Source organism: Candidatus Paceibacterota bacterium (genome assembly GCA_041661265.1).
Taxonomy (GTDB): Bacteria; Patescibacteriota; Minisyncoccia; order JAHIHE01; family JAGLIN01; genus JBAZUT01.
Genome location: JBAZUT010000011.1, coordinates 1 through 18,852 on the forward strand (window position 1 = coordinate 1; position 18,852 = coordinate 18,852).

Here is an 18,852-nt window from a genome sequence, read left to right on the forward strand (position 1 = left end):
AAGTAATAGAGAGATATATAGAAAAGCAAGGAAGAAAAGATGACATAAAACAGTTAAGGCTCTTTGAGCTGTAAATTACCACCAGACGCCCTGTGATGTCCAGCAGGACTCACAGGGTGATTCACAATTATTTTTTTTTGATTTCTTCTTTCTTAATATATGATAAAACTTTACATTTTTTTACCAAATTAACCTATTAGTAACTCCGGCGCTTCGCCGCACCGGATACAGAGAGGCTCTCCGCGCCGCCATCCGATATCCAAAAAGCATATTTGCAAGGCACGTATATTTTTATCTCTAATGAACTCATTAGGGACTTTTCCAAACCTGCGCACACCATCGTCCATAAGCTTGGAAAAGAATGGATGTATTTTAGAAATACAGAGCCATGATTTTAGGTAAAAATATATTCCATCCAATGATAACGGCTCCGATCGCCGGCACGAGCACAGCTCCTGCGGCAAGATCCTTGGACAGTCCCGCATACTTGTTATGATCCGGACAGATCATGTCCACGATGGTCTCTATTGAAGTATTTACCATCTCATATGCGATCACTACAACAATTATCGTGACCAGATCATTCCATTCGCCCCGGGAGAGATCAAGGATAAATCCCATAATAATGGTACAAATTGCGGCAAAATAATGAATGCGGATATTCCGCTCTTTGAATGAATATATTATACCCTGAAACGCGAATCCTAAGTTCGCTATAAATGATGTTTTTGGTTTTATAAGAACTCCTCCTGCCTATAAATGATATCATTTATAGAACATGACATTGTAGCACAATACGCGCCAAGAGTCAACGCTAGATAAAAAAACTCTGCCTATCGTTTAAGGCAGCGTTATGCGGATTCGGCCGATATATTATCACCGAACCGTGAAACTTTTTATCTTTTGTCGATCACATGGAAGCTTTGGCCATTCACGGAAAATTCCGTCGGCAATTTGTGATGATCGGCGGGCGAAAGTATCGTCAATTTATCTCCCGACATAACATATATTCGGCCTTTTTCCTCATCGGTCACACTGACAAGGTCGTTCGAAGCGGGATTTGTAAAGCTTGCGGTCCTCATCGCCACTTCTTTCTCGGCGATCTCGACCGCCTGCTCCGGACTTTCGGCATTGACCTTTACGTCATAGACCTCGCACCACAGATTATCATCGTGTTCGTCATTGTGGCAAAAGACGATTCTCGCTGTATATTTCATGTTCTTTTCCTCCTTTTGTTAAATAGTCTTTCGACGAGCGATTTAACTGTTTTGTTGACATAAACGTATCAGATCCACGGATTTTGTCAAAATATTAAAGGCGGATAATTTCGTATAAATGAAAAAAAGGTATTTCTACCTTTATATATCAATGCCATATCGAACGAACGAGTATAATGAATCCCGCTTCATTCCGAGAAGGTCTTCGGCGATATTCATCTTTGCATACGCCAGGCCATCCCATTGTATATTTGCGCCCAACATACATTCTCTTATCTGATATTTCAGATTTCCGGGCTTAAGCCTGAAAGCGACATAGATCATGATAACCGCCTCACTGAGACATCCGCTCGGAGCAGCCGAAAGAGCGAGCAGCAAAACATCGGATTTCTTTCCAAGCTTCATCGCTTCGGACCTGAAAACATCAGTAAGCGCAAGCTTTTCATTGTTTACACGATCGCGGATCATCCTACCCAGTTTCTCGCAGTCAGCACCGGCATTTTCTCCTGTCAGCTTCAGATCTCTGCCCGCAGAAGTGTCAAGATCAGATCAAAAAGCTGTATTTTCAAATGAACATACCCCTGGCTTAACACCGGGGGTATCTGTTTGGCAGGCTATGCCTGCGACTTTAGTAAAGATAGCTGGTTGGAATTCGTCCTATGTGTGTCTTGGTTTTTTGATGTAATTTCTCATCTGTCTTAATTGATTATCTCTGCCTGTTTGTCATTCCGGACTTGCTTGCCTCGACGTAGCTTTAGCGAAGGACGGGCCTGCCTCGCCGTATCCGCCAGACGGCGGAGACGGATGGGCCTGCCCGCCTCTGGAGGGATCCGGAATCTTCGTTTTATTTCGTTATAGCCTTACTATATCGCTCTTACGAAATGTAACGAAGATCCTGAAGCAAGCTTGTAAATAAAATAGCCTGGCGTTCATTACGCAGGCTTCTTTGAATTTTCCTTTTTCCTTATAATCTCCCAGTCAACTTTCAGCATTCCGAAGTTTATCCTATCCCAGAATCTTCCGTTCTTGTATATTGCCTCCCGGCTGATTCCTTCATAAACAAAGCCGGCCCTCTCGTGCATTGCAATGCTTCTTTCATTGTAGTCACATACACCCGATGATACTCTGTGCAGATTCAGCTCCATGAAACCATAGTCGAGAAGCAACCGTGCAGCTTGCGTTCCAAATCCGCAATCCCAGTATGTTCTTTCGCCGATCGCGATCCCGAATTCGGCGCATTGGTCTTTCGCATTCAAATTATGCAAACCGCAGCATCCTATCGTCTTTCTCTGACGATTATTCCCGATCGCCTCAATAACGAAAAATACCGAATCTTTGCTGGTTGATATTTCTTCGATCCAATTTTCTTCGCCGATCTCGGTCATCGGCAGATACATCGACAGATATCGGATTACCTCCTGATCGTTGAACCACTTAAGAAAATGATCGATATCGGATCTTTTCACAGGCCTTAAAAGAACTTTCTTTCCTTTCAGCATTTTGACCTCCATTTTTGAATTAAGCCGTTTTGCGACTTAACGGAAAATTATAACAAACACCAAAGATAAGTCAACAACGGCCCTATCTCGGGTCAAATCTACCGATTGCGGTATAAAGTATAGAAGTTGATGTAAATGAATCTCTAAAATAATGTTTGTATTTCTTTTACACCAATTTTTATGCTATATATTCCGCGATCTTTATTGTGATCCAAAAGCATACAAGTTGATGTAAATGATTCCCTTAATATCAATTTACGTAAGTTCTTTTACATCAATCTATATGCTTTATCCATATGCAATTTGTATCTGTCCGTAAAACACAGAGATCGATGTAAATGAATCTTTTAAGTAAATATTTTGTATTTCTTTTACATCAATCTATATGCTTTATCCGCGTGCAATTTGTATCAGTCCGTAAAACATAGAAGTTGATGTAAATGATTCCCTTAATATTCATGTACGTAAGTTCTTTTACATCAATCTATATGCTTTATATTACAAAAAAACGGTTGTGATCGTATTCCATGAAGAAAGAGACAATCTTAACCGTTTTTTTATGCAAAAGACTAGATAAAATATGACACTTGATCTCAGATCCGGTCCCGATGGCGCACGGCCATGGCTCAGATCATGTAACGTTTTAAACTCGTTATCCTACGAAGATCTAAAGTATAGCATACAAAATATTTCTTGTCAATACCTTCAAGGCAAAATTCCGCCAAAAAAAGTCGTTATTTGCCATATTCAGGCCGTTTCTATACTTCTGAAAATATGCGGTTGCCCGCCCAGCTTGGAGTTTTTACCAATATTATCGCGATCAGAACGAAGGTCGCCATCACAAACAACAGCAGATTATTCATGTTCCCGCTGACTACGGAAATATAAAGGACCCAATCACCCATTGCGCCAAAGATCAATGACAATGCGGTAAAAAATAATCCGGGTATGCTCGTGCTTATGACTTCCGGATCGTCTGTTTCAAAGTTCGGGAAGATCGCCCCCAGGGACAATCCCAGAGTGATAATAAAGATCACAACAGAGATGAAAAGAAGCATCGAATATGCCGCATGGGCAAAAGGCAAATTTAGAATGCTCACATTGATAAAACTCATAACAATGCCAACCAGCGCAAAAAACAGCATATAGAACAGATATTTGCCGAAATATATCCTTTTAAAACTGAGTGGAGCGCTCGCCAAGATCCATGCCGTTCTTTTCTCGACGCTAAACGCGGGAAACACGAATCTTAGCGTGAATGAGCAGATGAAATATATGGCAACGATGAACTGCAGCGCCTGGATCACGGCCAGCTTCTGGCCCATGTCAGTCTGATGCCTCTGGATAGTACTGCTAAGGATCGTATTCGCGCCAAGCTGCGACAGCCAGATGAACGAGAGAAAAAGGAACCACAGTATGCCTCTCGGATTTCTCATCGACACCAGTGCCTCTTTTTTGAATAACGCCGCAATACTTCCGCCTTTGAAGCGGAAGGTCATCCCGCCGAAAGGCGAAACGCCTTGGGTTCTGGTTTCACGGAAGGCTCCCTCCTGCAATTTCAGCCATGCGGGATAGAACAGGCCGGATATGCGCCACAGAGCAAGAACAAAGAGCGCGGCAATGAACGAGATCGTCAGAAAATCGGCTGTAGCATCCCACGGATGGTTATTCTGCCAATTTATGATCTCCAGTGCGAAAGGATGGGTAGGCAAAAAATAGAAATGGCTGCTTATGCTTCCGATATCGGCGACTGCGCTTGCTTCGTCCGCTCTGAACAATTTTACGAGATCGGTATTCCCGGAAACTCTCCAGACCAGCGAAGCCGTTGCTGCGATCAAAATGAGCAGCACCGCGATCAACCCCCTGAAGCCGAATCGTATCCAGCCGATAATCCCGGAAATCCTGAGATAGGCAAAGCTGATCGTTATGATCACAGCCAATGTCGCGGCATTGAGCAGGATCAGAAGAATAGCGAACGACAAGAATATGAAAAACAGGCTCAATATGCTCAAGTTGTATACTCTATATAATGCAAGAACGGCCGGCAAAAAAGCGACAAAGAACGGCCAAGCCGAAATCATCAAGCTCCGCGTGAAAACCAATTTCGGGAACATTCTGAATGCGGGCGAGCTTATGATCCAATCGTCGTTTGCGCCCCGGAACAAACTGAAAATGCTTGAGATCGTACAGCTGAACACGATTATGCCCGCAAGAACCGCCAGAAATATCTCATAAATAAACAAAGTTATGGGCAACCTCAGAACTTGTTCGACATTGGAATTGATATAATTGAAACCGGCGGCAAAGAACAAATAGATACCGATGAAAATAAGCAGAAAGACCAGCAGAAACAGCGAGCCCGTGATCGATTTGGCCAATCGCTTTGTTCTGAAATACTTAGCTCCTTTTCCCAGTTCTAATTTTAGAAATAGTTTCAGCATAGATCTATGATATATGATTTTGCAATTTCTGATAATGAATGAATCTCGAATGTTTAAAAATTAAATTATTTATTCATTCAATAGAAATTAAAAATTAGAAATTAGAAATTTTCCTGAGACGCTATGCCAATTTCCTATAAACATCTTCCAGTGGCGCATCCTGGCTGAGTCCCGACCTCTGCCGAAGTTCAGCCAAAGTCCCGACGGCCATCAATGCGCCTTTTTTCAGAAATCCGATGCGATGCGAGATATCCTCGGCAACAGGCAGCGTATGGGTCACAAGAAGCACCGCACCCCCAAGCTTTGCGAACTCCACGAACATTTTTTTTGCACGCTCCGCGCTTGTCGGATCGAGACCAACGATCGGTTCGTCGATCAGAAGCAGTTTGGGCTTGTGCGACATAGCTGCGATAATGCTGAATTTCTGCTTGTTGCCACGCGAATAATCCTCGAAATACTGCTTTTCCAGCCCCGACAGATTGAACTCACCGAGCAATTTCGGCATGCTTTCCAGGCGGAACTTTTCGTCCACACCGAACAAAGCCTCGGTGAAAAACAAAAATTCTTCGCCTGTCATATAGGGCCATATAGAAGGTTCATCTGGAATATATCCGACCAGCGCCTTCGCTTCCTCGGGATTTTTTGCGACATCAAAATTTGCGATCCGGATATCCCCCGCCGTCGGCTGCAGAAGCCCCGCGATCGTCTTGATGATCGTCGTCTTTCCGGAGCTGTTCGGACCGATCAGCGAAAATATCTCTCCGCTCTTTACTTCGAAGCTGACATTATCGACCGCCTTATTGCTGCCGAAATGCTTTGATAATTTGTTTACTTTTAACATATGATTTTATTATCGTCACAAATACAGCATACGTTATTTACATTATTACTCCGACGTTCGACGCGATTAAGCTTAAGCTAATGATATTATACACCCGCGACAAGATCAATGACAAACATCGTTAACTGCCCGGATATTTCATGACAAAGACCTTTGCAGCCGGAACTGAAATATTATCAATTAATCGATAAAAAGATAATTTTCGAATTGCCACGGATCGGGATTCGGTTTTGACGCAGGATTTTCTTTGAAAAATATCTTGCGGTTCTTGAGCGGCGTCCAATCCGATGCGACGGAAATGAATTTTCCAAGATAGGGCTTTGCGAAATCCAGCACGAAATCATGAGGAAGATCATCCGGCGAACAGATGCCTTCTTTCGGATTTTCGATCATCCACAGCACGGCACCGATGATGCCCGCCGCCACCTGGAGAGTGGTTGCGTTCTGCCCCGGAGCCAAGATTCTTGCATCTTCAATATCCAATGAACTGCCAGTCCACCATGAATTATATGGATGCCCCATGATGAGCGCTCCCAAGGTGTCCGCGCCGGAAGTGATCTCGTCTCCCATGATCCTGACCTTGCTCTGGAGATCATAATTCCTTCCCCTGAGCTCGCAAAGCGATGAAAGCGTTTCGTGGCACGGCATATATGCATAGTGCACGGTAGGACGATAGACCGCCACGCCATCTTCCCAAACAGTCAGGGAGTCCGACAGTCCGAATGCCTCTCCATGGCGGATCGCCATGCCGACAATTTCTTCGTCGGGAAGCCATGACCTAACCCACGTATTGACCCCCATCTGGGCAAGAAAGATCTGATTTTTTGGACCATAGGGCGGCTCATGCGCCAGCGCGGGAAGCTTTTTCTCATGTGTGCCCCACCCCATTTCGGCGGGAGCCGTTCCCTCCTCTCTGAGTCCCTCAATGCTCCAGGTGCCTACAAATTCATTGACCTCTTTCGGCCTGTTCGTGATCTGCGTATCGCGCTCGCTGCAATGGATCACCTTGACGCCAAGTTTTTTCGAAAGCCTCGCAAAATCTTTTTTCTCCGCGAAATCACTCAGTTCTTCCGCGTCCTTCACGGAATATTTCTTTTCAGCGATGACACGCGCTGCGATATCCAGAAGTCCCTGTTTCACGAAGTGGGAAATGAGCCCCGGGTTCGCGCCATGTTCGATCACGGCGGTCGTTGCGTCTTTCCAATCCTTCGAAAGGTCCCGCAATTTCATCTGCCTCCAATATAGAGATTTCTCAAATGGGCTTTTGGTGAACATGCCGGCCACGGGGTCCCAAATTTCCACGGATGTGTTTATATAAAGCACGTTATGATCATGGCACCATCCGATGATGTCATTGGCGCCTATGTTCCACGCAAGATCAATGATCAAGCCCCCGTTATCGACATATTTTGACAGCACTTGTCCCAGATTTTCAGGAGTGATCTTTTCCCGCACAAATGTTATTCCTTGATCCGTAAATTTTTTCAGAGCCTTTGTCTTGTCTTCAAAATCCATTATCGTGATTTTTTTCATCGGAACATCGATCTTGTCCAGGATCACCGGAAGAGTGCACTGCGAAACCGAACCATAGCCGATGATCAAAATTTTATGATCGAATTTTGTTTTCATTTTTTTATTTTAAAAAATAATTTTACAAACGTTATGCTATTCCGATTTTGATTGTATCACAAAATCAACGCAATATGAATACTTATAGAAAGCAAATGCTCAAAAATATCGGGTTATTCATAAATTCAATATGATCGCCACGCACAGATCACAACATAGTTCTATGCACATCGCCTCCGGCATCTCCGGATAAAAAAATACTCAAGCCGGAGCCTGAGTTCATTTGAATATGTTTATTCTTTCGGTTTTTCGTAATAATATAACATTACGCCATTTTTACTTTTTGAATAGTCCGCCTCCATGCCATATCCGTTGCGTCTTTGATAGTATGTTACCGCCATCAGTGCAAGATAAAAATTTACCCTGTCGCGGTGATCGCGAATTATCCTCCCCCGTAATTCCTCCTCCGTGAAGCGCACGCCTTCGCTTTTTCGCAGGAATGCCGCAATGCGCACCTCCATAGGCTTCTTGGATTCGATCCGCCGTTGATCTTTGTTTTCCGATCTGATCTTCTGTTCCACTTCCCTTGCCTTTTCCCTGATCTTTTTCTCGAACGCTTCCCGTTCTTTCAAAAACAGCTGCGCTCTGGCCGCCAAAACAAGAACTACGATCGATCCTACAATTGTGATCATCAAATTCATCCTCTCCTTTTTCGATATACCGACATAATTTCGTATATTTTTTACATTGCCATGATATATTAGGGTAAATCATACGAAAAGTCAATGACACACATTCAAATAAAGCTTTTCCGATACAAATATAAATCCTAATTTTCTAGCCTAGGCTAGAAAAATCAGTCATATATATCTGCATTGGTTCAAGTTTGCACACCTGCTCTTCGCCAAAACCTTCCAGACGACCAAGGATGTCACCCTGAGCCTAAGTATACACTGAGCATAGTCGAAGTGAAGGGTCCCTCGAAAAAAGAATAAAAAAAGAGGCTTTTGGAATTATATCCTCAAGCACTCATTAAATCGGTTTCTTGAAACGGGAAAAATCCTTCAGGACATTTTGAGATTATGATCCCCTCAAAATGGTCAAAAGCGGCATCCATCCCCTCCTGCAAGCTTATTTTAAAAAACTCATTGCTGTTTACAGGAACCACCCAAAGACGCGATCTTTTTGTGAATATCATTTGAATGGCATCTGCATAGTTTAGAATGAAATTCTTGAAGAATAACATTCCCCTTTTGATCTGTTCACCCTCTTTGACCATATTGCTGATATAGTCATTGATACTAAACTCGCAGCCTTCAAAGATCTCTACTTCCGTGAAAGTCCTCATTGCCTTCGGAAAAGGCCCGGGAGATCCGTCCTTTATCGCTTCTTCCATTCCCCCCTTCAACTCGCCTGTGATCGTAAATTTCATGGCTTTCCACGTCCCGATAGATACGGCAAAGATCAATGCCTTGCCGGGCAGATAGCACGTAAGAACGGCGATCACGGAACCCGGCAACATCTGGTCGTTCGTATAAAGACTCTCGTCCACAACAATGATTCCTAATTTCTCAAGCTGTGTTTTAATTTCTCTGCTGAGTTCTCCCAATCTGAAAATGTCTATGTTTTCCATATTTTCCTACCTCCAAAGTGAAATTCGCGGGATCAAATAACCCGACTGCGCATAATAGCACATTTTTAGCATTATGTCAATAACGTATGTAATCATTCAGCTATAATGTCCTCATAACTATTCAGCTAAATGTCCGCTTGGTATAGAATAAGCCGGTCCGGAGAAAGGGCCAGAAAGGAATGCATATGAACTTTGAACAGCTTAAGAATTTGGAAATGCTCACGCCCTATTATGAGAACGGCCAAGTCGGAATCGATTTTGTCGCAGCTCATCTGAACATAACCGATCGACACGCAAGAAGGATTTTAAAGAATAAGATCTTCGGTCAAACCAAAAGAGAGGCATGGAATAGATACGGGGAAGATATACGGCAATTCATAATAGAACAGAAGAAAGACTATCCTCATCACAATTGCCAATGGATATCCGAGATCGCTTCAGATCGGTTTGCTATCAAGATATCCCAATCCACGGTTTGGAGGATCCTAAGAACAGCAGGAATGTTCAATCTCAGAAATGTTAACCGAACTGCGAGGGAACGGTTTGAAGCTGAAGAATCCGGAGATATCGTACAGATGGACACTACTTGGGGTTATTGGCTGGGAGAGAGGAAACTTTGCTTGATACTTTTATTGGATGATCATTCCAGATACATTCTTGATCATCAATTTACCAGGCATGATTCTGCAGCCAATAATATGGCCTTGATCAGAAGAGTGGTTGAGAGATATGGCTCTTTCAAGCTTCTTTACACTGATAATGCCAGCTTCTTCAAGGTTATCAGACACAACAAAAGCGCATGGCAAATTCATAATCAAAGCGAATATGAAACCGATATTACCAGAGCTTGCAGGGATGTCGGGATTGTCCATGTTACGCATAAACCCTATCAGCCGCAAGGGAAAGGAAAAATAGAAAGATTATTCAGATTCATTCAAGAAAGATTCATTGATGATCTTGATTCCGATGAGCTGCCATTATGGCTTATCAACAAGAAATTCAAGGAATGGGTCGAGTGGTACAATTCCAGACATATCAATCGCACCACGCATCAAACGCCGAAAGAGCGGTTCAGTCCCAAAGGATTCAAACCGCTCTCCAAAGAGAAGAATCTCGACGATATCTTCTGCTTCAAGGATACCAGAAAAGTTGATAAATGCAATCAGTTCAGCTATGCAGGATCGATCTATACGATTCCCAAGGATAAATGCATGGTTGCCTGCTCCGTTGATCTGAACATCAACCCTGATAAGTCGGTCAGGGTTTGGCATAATAGCGATTTTATCTGCGAACTGCCTACGATCTCAAAAGATTAATTAATCATTAACGGCCCTTCCCTTTCGGACATTTTGCTGCATAATTAATCTGGACATTTTGCTGACTTGCAACATAACGTAACCTACAATTGAAAAAAAGAGGATTTCTCCTCTTGTATTTTATCCGGAATGCCTTTCGTATGAAATTGGGACTTTTTCCTTTTTTACATCGAACCTGATGCCTATCAATCTGCCGTCCGTCGGACCGACAATATCGATAACCTCGACATCCTCTTCCTTAAGCTCCGGAAAATCGCTTTTAGCCTCCCTGAACATTTCCATAATTTTGGCCAATGAGCGTCCATATCCGCCTTTATGTATCGTACATTTTTTTGTTTCTTTGTAATATTTCTTTCTGAACATATTAGACCTCCTGCTCGAACCTCATTTCGGCAATGTCCATCTGGTGAAATTGAAATTTTCGTCGATCTCATGTATGATATGTGGCCTTCCCAGACAATCACTTTCCAGCTCGGGTGGCAAGGAACCTTTCTGAAAAGCAATAACATCAGCAGAGACAAATTTATCAGCCTGTGATAAAATATCTCCTTCCAGATCACTCAGCTGAAATAATTCGATTTCTCCCAGGACTTCTTTCAAAGCCTTAATGGCTTCCTCGGTAAGATTTTTCTTCTTAACCCACAATACGCTTTTTTTACTCATTTTCTCAACCTCTCTTTATATTTTCAATAAACTTATATCTCCGAAGAGATCAATTGCCGCATATTCAAAATATGACGGACTTGCCATTATAACAGATAGATATCATAATGTCAATCGCCATGGATAAGAACTTAAACCCCCATGTTGGTTCAGGTCTCTGCACCTGAACCATATATTCTGATCAAGCCTAGAATTGCTTGGTTCAAATTCGGAGATTTGAACCAACGTAGAAGTTCGCAAATTGTTTTTTGTCATTCCGAGCGGAGCCGAGGAATCCCTTTCGGTCTAGCGCTATCTTAAAATAATTGCTATGGCTAGAAAATTAAGATATAAAAAAAGAGGCTTTGCCCCTTGTTATTTATTTCCGTCATCGCTCAAACATTTATCAGCAGCCGCAACTGGCTTTGCCCCATCTCTCCTCGAGCTGGGCCGATTGTGCCAAAAATGCTCCATCCGGTAAAACCACATAATACCCTTCAAGAGCATCATAAGTCTCAAGATCACTCAACCACTTTCGCTTTCCGGCCTTATTTATTATAGCCACATCATCACTGTAATGCAGCGACATTATTTCCCCGGCATCATTTATCAAAGAAACTTCATTCGCGACATTTCCATAATATCTGCCTTCATACTTTATGAGAGTCAGGTTCTTAACCTGTTTCAAGTTCTCTATATTCGATCTCGCTTTTTCCGCATGAGCTCCATCAGGATATGAATTCAGATAGTTTTCCAATGAGCCTATGGTGAAAGAAGTTTTCGCATGGTCCCAGCTCCTTGCTTCAGGAGTTATTGGGACAGTAAGTGCAATTATCACCAGAGCAGCCAAAATGACCGCCAACATAATTTTTGCCATTATTCTACCTCCTGCTTTTATCGATAGGTTACGACAAAACGCGCGAAAGGTCAAGAATGCTATAAAAAAAGAGGCGTTGCCCCTTGTTATTTGATTGCCATGACCAGCCAGTCATAAATTTCGTCATGATCCGGAAAATAGTCGTAGCCATATTTTCTGCAATGTTCCCAGCTATATCGCACTTTCCCGATCGACTTCAGCTTGAATCCGGCCTTCCTCATCATGAACATAATTTCATCTCTATAGAAATACTTCTGAACCAGATTATCCGGCCCATCCCTCATGAATCCGAAAATGCCATCGAATTTCTTCACTTCCTCATATTCCTTTCGGATCTTTTCGACAGCTTCAGCTTCAGACAGTCCCTCGCCTATCAATCTCTCAAATTGCAATCTTGCCAGATAGTTCGAAGTTTCGATCGAAGCCATGACAGCCACAAATTCTCCGCCGTCTTTCAGCGACCGATAGATCTCTTTGATCATCGCGTCCGCTTCCAAAATGGAACCGGGCAGAATTGAATTCGTCGCGACAACCACATCGAATTTGCCATACCATTCATTCAGTTTTCGCATGTCGCCCACGCGATACACGATATTCGTCAAATTCGAATTCCGCTTCTGTGCCTCCTTCAGCATATTTTCCGCATAGTCGATCTTGACCACGACGCTGCATCTTTCCGATAAATATGGAAGGATGTGCCCCGGACCGCATCCCAGATCTGCGACTATGGAATGGGGATCCTTGAGGACCATGTCGAGGCGCGAAAGAATGTGCCTTCTGGCTTTTGTATCGCTGAAAATGCTGAAATTGTTCTTTTCATATTCTTCGGTGTTCTCATTCCTGTTCCAATATTCTCTCTGTTCTGTTAATGTATCGATCAAACTCATTACCTCCTATTTTTGTGATTCATGATCATTCCTGCTTGATTTTAGATTATTCAACCAAGCTTTTAATTCTAGCTTATACGATAGATTTGTCAATTCACGTTAAGCAAATTATATATACACACAAAAAAATCTACTTATCTTTAGAAAAGAGTAGATTTTATTCACAAAGAAAATAAAGAATAAATTATTTTAAGTGATGCATTCGATGTCATGATTGTCAGAAAATTCATCACCGCCGACTTTATCTCGACTCTTTTTTGCAATAAAAAATAGCTTCTTAAGCTCTTCCTTCGCACGTTTTGTGTTTATGCAAGCCCAAAATTCTACTGAGAATAATTTTGCATTATATATCAAATATTTCTTTAAGTATTTTTCATAACCCTCTCCAGAACCGATTATCCTTTTATCCTTCCAACAATTAAATTTAAAATCAGGATCCCAGCATAATTCATAAAACTCGAAATTATTACTGAAATTATCCTTTCCACACAATACAAATGCTGATATTTTAATACTTTCCGTATTTGGCATACATTGTAAATTACTCACGAGCTGGTGGACGACAGTTCCTTCAATAAAAATCTTAAAATTACAACTTATCTGTTCTAAGGTCTTGTCTTTCCAATGACCTGTTTTCTCATATTCACAGCAAAGCATGTCCCATGACTTATTATCAAACTTATTAATCCCATGATTAAATATAACTAATGGAATACTTTTAAATCTATATATTTTATTTAGATTGTCTTCAGTTTTTATCAATACCCCATTTCTCCATGTTTGACTTATTTTGTCGGCACAAATACATATTCCATCTTTACATAATGCAGTCAAAATTAACGTCATTTGAAATAACTTCTGATTAATTTATTAATTTTCTCTTACTCAGCAAGTCTTCTTTTGCCTTTTTCGCAGCGACAGGCGCAACAAAAAGATCACTGACTATTTCGAGAAAGATATTGTAAAGATTGCGAGAATCCTCTGGTGCGAAATCTAATAAGTCGGGATCGACATCAGGATGAGCCCCTTGATTGCCACATTCCTTGATAATGTAACTATTTTCGGAGAAATCATTCGTTAGTGTTATTCCGAGTTTATTCTTAGTACCTATAAGTGACTTAATTTCATTTGCTAAATTAGCAGGTTTTGCACCTAAAATATCCCTAGTTATAATTTGCAATGCTCTTCTAAACATAGCAGCTGAGGCAAGAAAACAATTTGCATCCATGCATCTAATTGCCTCTATATACGCCTTTCTTAATGACACAGGATTTTCTGGCAACTCAGGAATGTCCTGCGTTCCTTCGTTAGGCAAGGAAGTTACCCTGAAAATGTGCCGCACTGAACGTATTTCCTTTTCATCGCCTATAAGTTTTTCCTCATTCATCCTTCTTTCGAAAACAATCCAAATCTTAAAAAGCTTGCAACTTGGACAACGAAAATATATTGAATATGGCGGGATAAAATCACTTGTATAGGTTGATCTATACGGCGTGTGCCTTGCATTGCACATTGCAACTTGGCGCTCAATAATTTGAAAACCGACAGTTTTTTTACATTGGCCGCAAAAACCAGTCAGATGATCATTATCATCAAAGTCATTAGAAACATCGGTGTAATGTTCCAAAATATATTTATCGAGCAATTCATCTGTTAACATAATTTTACATTTAAAAAAAGTAATTGAATATATGCATCTTTAAGAAATAACACGGTCCAATATATCTCCCTTGAGCAATTGTTTACTACGCTTTTGTGTTTATACTTGTAAAATCAATTTTCCCTATAAAACCGTTTGTTAGCTTCCAAGCATGCTGATAATTTTTATTTTCATAAGCGATCCTACCAGCAACTATCGATTGCGAAATTTTCTGTTGCTTGGCGATTGACTCGATAGCCGTTCTAAGGTCAGTATAATTTACTATTAGCTCTTTATAGTCAGGGATTAATTTATCCTGCGCAAAATCATTTGCTTCTTTTTCAATATCGCTCTCATCACCATTATCAAAATTAATGAATATCTCCTTCTTACTATGGTTCTTTAGAATATGTCCCATTTCATGGAAAAGATTAAACCAGAATTTATCTTCTCCTTGTTTCGTAGTTTTCAAAATAATATATGCCTTATCCCTATCTATCCATTCAGTAGCACCTTGAGCATAAGTATTTTTAAAATACGGAGCATAAACAACCACGATTCCAGCCTCCGCTAGAATATTTTTAATTTCTGGAAGATATTCCTCTGGCGTTTTCATAGACAATGATCTGATATTTTCTAAGTTATCCTGAAGTATTTTTCTATCAAATACTTTTACTGTCGTTTTTTTTGCCTCTATCTGACCCAATCTTAACCATGCCGCCAGAGAAAAATGATTTATATTGTTACGACTATACTTCCTAAATGCAGCTTTGAGAATGAATTTATTTAAACCCAAAGAATCAACTCCAAAATATCTCTGCAATTCTAATATAATAGACGCAAAATTCGTCTTAGTCCACATAAGATTATCGACTAGATTGTATTTTGTAAGTTCCTTATATGTTTCCTTAAAAGAAAAGATATATTTATTAACTTCGCCCTCAATCCTCTTAGCCTCCTCAAGCCTTGCCTTATCACTATCGTATAAATTTTGAAGATTAATCCAATATTCAACAGACAAGTCAAAAACTTTGCTTAGCTTAAAAGCAGTCGCAAGTGTGATAGGATTTTTCCCCTGTACAATGTCATTGATAATCTTTTTTGAAATGTCAGTTCTTTGTGCAAGCTCAAGTTGCGTAATCGAACACTCATCTAACATGTCCTTCAAAAACTCACCTGGATGAATTGCGACTGGAGATTCCCATCCTTGAATCATAAAATCATTTTTTTCTTGGGTCATATTTTTTATTTTTTGTGATAATCATTTATAATATCCACTATGATCAACTTCGTAATGGTTTCTTTTTTGTAATTACCACCTGGGTCAACCTCACAATCCCCAAAAGGTTTACATCGATATCGTTTGGGATTATATTTATCTGTAACATCTAGAGCAAAACATCCCTCGTCTTTTCCTTTTAAAAAATGTGCTCTTCCATTACATTCAAAAACTAGGTCGTTATAATCTTTCGCCGCCTTTATATTTGTCATTTTTTTTGCCGCCTTTATGTCGCTCGAGGCTAATTTTGTGGCTTTTTTAAAAATTTTATTGCTTTTCCAATATATTTCCATATTAGCACATATTTTAAAACCTGTAAAGTTTTTATACACATGACAAGTGTATCATTTCTATATATAGTTGGCAAGAGAATTCAGATTCTTGTCGAATATTTTCGAAATTTGAGTCACACATAAACGCAACTATATAGAAGTACTATCTCGCCCTAATATAAAAAAAGCTTTTCATTGAAGCTTTAAGCGTACTCTCAGCCATTTCTGCCGTCATTCTATCCCAATATCGAGAAAACTGCAACATTCCATATTCCTTGGTCAGTCTTGAACTCTCAAAATATAAAAACACATCCCCACCCTTCTATCTTAAAATTTTTGCTATAGCAATAATATTAAGATAGCGATATATCCATATTGGCCCACGTCGCAATGACGAACATATGTCCGCAAGAAATCCTAATTTTCCAGCCTAGGCTGGAAAAGTCAGTCGCTTCATTCAAGGAGATTAAAAGGCTCCAAGTACTTGGATTGGTTCAGGTCTGGGCACCTGAACCATGAAATTCTAAGAAATATTTGGTTCAAGTCAGAGACATTGAACCAACATAAATATGGGCTGAAAATATTCAGCCCTCAAACGAACGAACCCCCTCGTACTCCCCCTTAGTTAAGGGGGAGATTAAGTGGGGGTCTAAAAAAAAGCAAAACCCATCGGATCTTTCCGATGGGTTGATGTTTTCCGAGGTCGTATTACGGAAGCGACGTCCACTGGTCATTAAGGCCAAAAAATATGCGGCTAATTAATAATTTCATTTGAAGAATAGCGAGAACACCGCCCTGGGAACTCCTGACAGCAACATATAGATCGCATTATAACCTAGCACCGGAAGCGTCTCTGAGGGAGGAGGAGGCGGAGGAAGCGGCATAAATTGGCCATCTGCAGGCGGCTGAGAATTATCCAAAGGCTGAGTGTATCCTTCCGGTTGCTGCGGAGCTGTATAATTTATAGGCTGGTCATATGTCGGAGCAGTACCGGGCGGAGGCTGAGTTCCGCCTTCGGGATAAGGACCTGATCCGCCAGAGGGAAACGTTTGGGAGTCTGGTGCAGGGGCAGTGGACGAAGCGGGCGGTGGCGGCGGCGCAAAATTCTGACAAGCGCTGGGATTATTTGTGCAGTAGACCTGACACTCTTCCGGACTTGAACATCCTCCCGGACCGGTTGGTGCTATCGGAAGATTTTCGCCCTCGCCTGTCGGATAAGATGGTTGCTGTGAATCTGCGGGAAGCGGCGGCAGCTGCTGCTGAGGCTGCGCCGGTGCAAAATTCTGGCATTCCGCAGGATTATTTGTGCAATAAGTCTGGCATTCCTCCGGCGACTTGCAACCTCCCGGTCCTGATGGCAGAGGCATCATTTGATCACCCGGATTTACGGTTCCCGGACCCGGCTGAAATTGTTGGCATTCATCCGGATGGGATTCGCAATACGTCTTGCACTCTTCCTGGCTCGTGCATCCGCCCGGACCTGTCTGTCCCGGCTGCATAATTCCGGCTTCTCCTTGCTGAGGCCCCATTTTCTGGCCGCAAAGACCCATTTTGTCTCCTATATCTTTTGAAAGCATCGCCGTTCCCGCCTTTAACTTTTCCACGACATCGGCTCCAAGTTCTGTGTTGAGGCATTCAAGCATTTCCTGCGGCATTTGTTGAAAGGCTTGCTGCATTTGCTGCTTTCCTTCTTCCATCTTTTTCATATCTTCTTCGGATATGAGTCCATTATCCTTGGCAAAGTTGAAACACGTTTCCTGGTTGCCGGGATCCTGGCAGAACGCTTCGCACTCTTCTTTTCCCTTGCACCCTCCAGGCCCCTTGCCTTTGGTCTTTCTGGCCATGACCGCATCATCTGAGGACATCATGCCTGCGGCTTCGGCGAAATTAAGACATTCTTCAAAATGCTCGTCTTGTCCGCAATATGCGTCGCACTCTTCTTTTCCCCGGCATTTCGGCGGATTCACTCCTTTCTTCACGGCTTGAAGCATTTTTTGCGCCTGCCCCTGCTCCTCATCGCTCATAAATCCGGCCGCAATGGCAAAATTCGTGCAGGTTTCCAGATTAGCCGGAGCGCTGCAATACTCATCGCAGGCTTCCTTTCCTTTGCATGGCGGCGGTATCGCTCCCTTTTTGACCGCCGCAAGCATTTTCTGGGCATCGGCTTTTTCCTTTTCATTCATGAATCCCGCCTGCGCTGCGAAATTGATGCACTCCTCCATATGATCCGGCTGCTCGCAATAGTCATCGCACTGTTTCTTGCTTCCGCAAGAGGGAGGTTTCACGCCCTGGGCGATAGCAGCCTGGATCTTTTTTGCCTGTGCAAGTTCATCCGGCGGCATCAGATTATTTTTTTCCGCAAAGGACACGCATTCGTCAATGCGGCTGATGTCGTCGCAATAGCTTTCGCAGGACTCTTTCGATTTACATCCGCCCGGACCTTCGCTTCCCGCCGCAATGAAATTTTTTGCAACATTAACTTCTTCTTTCGACATCATGTTGCTCTTTTCGGCATAATCCAGGCACGACGTCATATTGGCCGGCTTGTCGCAAAAAGTGGCGCACGCCGCCTTATCCGCACAGCCGCCCAGCTCCGTTATCGGATATTTGATATTCGCATCATCAACTCCTTCTCCAAACACGCTCTTCACGTATGAAAGCGTTCCCCACGCCGCGAATGACATTACAAACAGGACGGTTAAAATTTTTGTTTTCATAATTTTGAAATGAGAAAAAAGTG

The 18,852-nt window shown here is 42.0% G+C and carries 19 protein-coding genes; 1 reads left to right on the plus strand and 18 read right to left on the minus strand.

Annotation, left to right across the window (positions count from 1 at the left end; genetic code table 11):
• Positions 1-372 precede the first annotated feature (372 nt).
• From WC788_07275 to WC788_07315, 9 genes are all read right to left on the minus strand, one after another.
• Entirely contained in the window at positions 373-738 is a 366-nt protein-coding gene (locus WC788_07275) for a diacylglycerol kinase family protein (GenBank protein ID MFA6097398.1), read from the minus strand.
• Between the two features lie 158 nt (positions 739-896).
• Complete coding sequence (locus tag WC788_07280) at positions 897-1,217, minus strand: hypothetical protein (protein ID MFA6097399.1); 321 nt, start codon at positions 1,215-1,217, stop codon at positions 897-899.
• A gap of 141 nt (positions 1,218-1,358) precedes the next feature.
• Positions 1,359-1,685, minus strand: coding sequence for a hypothetical protein (locus WC788_07285; protein MFA6097400.1), 327 nt, complete (start codon positions 1,683-1,685; stop codon positions 1,359-1,361).
• Between the two features lie 464 nt (positions 1,686-2,149).
• Positions 2,150-2,716 (minus strand): GNAT family protein, encoded by a 567-nt coding sequence (locus WC788_07290; protein ID MFA6097401.1) that lies wholly within the window; start codon positions 2,714-2,716, stop codon positions 2,150-2,152.
• A 758-nt stretch (positions 2,717-3,474) separates the two neighbouring features.
• Positions 3,475-5,157 (minus strand): hypothetical protein, encoded by a 1,683-nt coding sequence (locus WC788_07295; GenBank protein MFA6097402.1) that lies wholly within the window; start codon positions 5,155-5,157, stop codon positions 3,475-3,477.
• Between the two features lie 121 nt (positions 5,158-5,278).
• Positions 5,279-5,998 carry an ABC transporter ATP-binding protein gene (locus tag WC788_07300; protein MFA6097403.1) on the minus strand — a complete coding sequence of 240 codons (720 nt, stop codon included), beginning with the start codon at positions 5,996-5,998 and terminating at the stop codon, positions 5,279-5,281.
• A gap of 180 nt (positions 5,999-6,178) precedes the next feature.
• A complete protein-coding gene (locus WC788_07305) occupies positions 6,179-7,627 on the minus strand; it encodes a saccharopine dehydrogenase NADP-binding domain-containing protein (GenBank protein MFA6097404.1) in 1,449 nt (482 codons plus the stop codon).
• A 233-nt stretch (positions 7,628-7,860) separates the two neighbouring features.
• The gene (locus WC788_07310) at positions 7,861-8,259 is read right to left on the minus strand and encodes a hypothetical protein (GenBank protein MFA6097405.1); all 399 of its coding nucleotides are present in this window, start codon (positions 8,257-8,259) and stop codon (positions 7,861-7,863) included.
• Positions 8,260-8,588: 329 nt separating this feature from the next.
• Entirely contained in the window at positions 8,589-9,200 is a 612-nt protein-coding gene (locus WC788_07315; GenBank protein MFA6097406.1) for a hypothetical protein, read from the minus strand.
• Positions 9,201-9,385: 185 nt separating this feature from the next.
• Between WC788_07315 and WC788_07320 the strand changes: the two genes are divergently transcribed.
• A complete protein-coding gene (locus WC788_07320; protein ID MFA6097407.1) occupies positions 9,386-10,516 on the plus strand; it encodes a DDE-type integrase/transposase/recombinase in 1,131 nt (376 codons plus the stop codon).
• Between the two features lie 120 nt (positions 10,517-10,636).
• Here WC788_07320 and WC788_07325 read toward each other — a convergent pair whose 3' ends face one another.
• From WC788_07325 to WC788_07365, 9 genes are all read right to left on the minus strand, one after another.
• On the minus strand, positions 10,637-10,879 hold the full coding sequence (locus WC788_07325) for a hypothetical protein (GenBank protein ID MFA6097408.1): 243 nt from the start codon (positions 10,877-10,879) through the stop codon (positions 10,637-10,639).
• A 21-nt stretch (positions 10,880-10,900) separates the two neighbouring features.
• Positions 10,901-11,179: a hypothetical protein gene (locus WC788_07330; GenBank protein ID MFA6097409.1), complete on the minus strand. Its 279-nt coding sequence runs from the start codon at positions 11,177-11,179 to the stop codon at positions 10,901-10,903.
• Positions 11,180-11,564: 385 nt separating this feature from the next.
• Positions 11,565-12,035 (minus strand): hypothetical protein, encoded by a 471-nt coding sequence (locus WC788_07335; protein ID MFA6097410.1) that lies wholly within the window; start codon positions 12,033-12,035, stop codon positions 11,565-11,567.
• Positions 12,036-12,121: 86 nt separating this feature from the next.
• Entirely contained in the window at positions 12,122-12,916 is a 795-nt protein-coding gene (locus tag WC788_07340) for a methyltransferase domain-containing protein (protein ID MFA6097411.1), read from the minus strand.
• Positions 12,917-13,111: 195 nt separating this feature from the next.
• Positions 13,112-13,768 carry a hypothetical protein gene (locus WC788_07345; protein ID MFA6097412.1) on the minus strand — a complete coding sequence of 219 codons (657 nt, stop codon included), beginning with the start codon at positions 13,766-13,768 and terminating at the stop codon, positions 13,112-13,114.
• Positions 13,769-13,784: 16 nt separating this feature from the next.
• Positions 13,785-14,582, minus strand: coding sequence for a DUF4145 domain-containing protein (locus tag WC788_07350; protein ID MFA6097413.1), 798 nt, complete (start codon positions 14,580-14,582; stop codon positions 13,785-13,787).
• Positions 14,583-14,667: 85 nt separating this feature from the next.
• The gene (locus WC788_07355) at positions 14,668-15,801 is read right to left on the minus strand and encodes a HigA family addiction module antitoxin (protein MFA6097414.1); all 1,134 of its coding nucleotides are present in this window, start codon (positions 15,799-15,801) and stop codon (positions 14,668-14,670) included.
• 5 nt (positions 15,802-15,806) lie between these two features.
• Entirely contained in the window at positions 15,807-16,133 is a 327-nt protein-coding gene (locus tag WC788_07360; protein MFA6097415.1) for a hypothetical protein, read from the minus strand.
• A gap of 746 nt (positions 16,134-16,879) precedes the next feature.
• A complete protein-coding gene (locus WC788_07365; protein MFA6097416.1) occupies positions 16,880-18,829 on the minus strand; it encodes a hypothetical protein in 1,950 nt (649 codons plus the stop codon).
• Positions 18,830-18,852: the final 23 nt, after the last annotated feature.